Source organism: Stenotrophomonas sp. 05L44_2, from assembly GCF_056665995.1.
In genome coordinates, this window is the sequence record NZ_JBFTNR010000898.1 from 1 (window position 1) to 1,428 (window position 1,428).

Annotated in this window: 2 protein-coding genes; both read left to right on the top strand. The window is 67.4% G+C overall.

Annotated features, from left to right (window positions below; all coding sequences use genetic code 11):
* The coding region (locus AC1VAN_RS21780; RefSeq protein ID WP_480986738.1) for a hypothetical protein at nucleotides 1-860 on the top strand (860 nt) is incomplete at its 5' end.
* 2 nt (nucleotides 861-862) lie between these two features.
* On the top strand, nucleotides 863-1,428 hold a 566-nt coding region (locus tag AC1VAN_RS21785; RefSeq protein WP_480986739.1), incomplete at its 3' end, for a hypothetical protein.

The window sequence follows — 1,428 nt, forward strand, 5'->3', positions numbered from 1 at the left end:
GTACCTACCAGGTGATCGAAGCCCTGCGCGACCGCATCGACGTGGTGGTGCAGGCACTGGCATTCAACCCGCGGTTCCTGGAAGAGATGCTGCTGCGCATCGAGCAGGACATCCGCCCGGAAGAGGTCGTGCCGCGTGACATCATCTTCAGCGAGGCCGAGGGCGACCAGCTGCTGCAGGAGATCCGCGCGGTCGACGTACCGCAGGACGTGCGCCGCCGCATCGAATTCTTCAGCAGCCAGTTCGAGCTGATGGAAACCGCCGGCGCCCAGTTCGAGTACCTGACCAAGGACACCGTGCGCCTGGCCGGCACCGAATGGGCGCAGGCAACCGCTGCCGACAGCGGCCGCGATCGCATGAAGGACCTGGGTTGCCAGACCCGCAACGGCCTGTCGGTGCGCAACCTGATGACCCTGCTGATGTTCGCCAAGGCCATGGCGTACTTCCGCGGCAGCCCTGCCGTTGCCCTGGAGGATGTGCGCCAGGTACTGCCCTTCGTGCTGAACGACAAGCTGCAACCGGATCTTGATGCTCCCTTCTTCGCCCTGCCGGAGAATGCGCCCTATCGCAGCGATCGGCTCAGCTGGCTGCGCTGGCTGCTCGATGCCTCCAATGCCGAATATGACCGGCTGGATCTGGATCGCGACGATCCGGTGGGCGAGCTGTCGGCACAGTTCCAGCGGGGCCTGGATGGGATGACCGAGACGGAAACGCGCAAGCGCCTGACCCGCATCGAGCGTCTGGTGGAGGAACGGGTGAAGGGACGCAAGCTGTACGGCCATCTGTACGACGACCTGCTGAAGCTGAAGTACCTGCACCAGCGCTACACCAACTACCTGCATTGGCTGCGGGCACGCTGATCGTGGTTTCCGCCGTTCTCGCCGAGCTGCTGGCCGCGCGCCGTTCCGTGCTGAACCAGGCCGTGGCCGATGCCCGCCACCGCTGGCCCGGCCTGGACATGGCCGCCTTCAGCGCGTTCGTCACCCAGACCATCGACCCCCTCTGCCAGGCCATCCAGCGCCACCACCCGTCGGCAACGCAGAGCACGTGCGAGGCCGCCTTCGAGATCGGTCTGGAGCTGGTGGCGCAGGGCCATGCCGGCCCGAAGGCGCGTCTCCCGTGGGTCGAGCAGGCCTGGCGCTCGCTGGCCCCGGCCCTCGCCCCGTTGCTGGCCGACGCTCCGCGCGAGACCCTCGGCACCATCAGCAATGCGGTGGTGCGGCTGGGCGCCAGTCCGGACATTCGCGTCGCGCAATGGATCGATGCGATGGCCGCGCATGCAGGCGGGTGCACATCCTTGCCGGTACTGCGCGACATCGGAGCGCTCTGTGCCTGGCAGGCGGGGATGGTGCAGCTGCGCCGCCCTGCCCTTGCCCGTATCGATGCCCTGCCCGCGAATACGGTGGCCGCCGGTCTGCGGATCTGCGT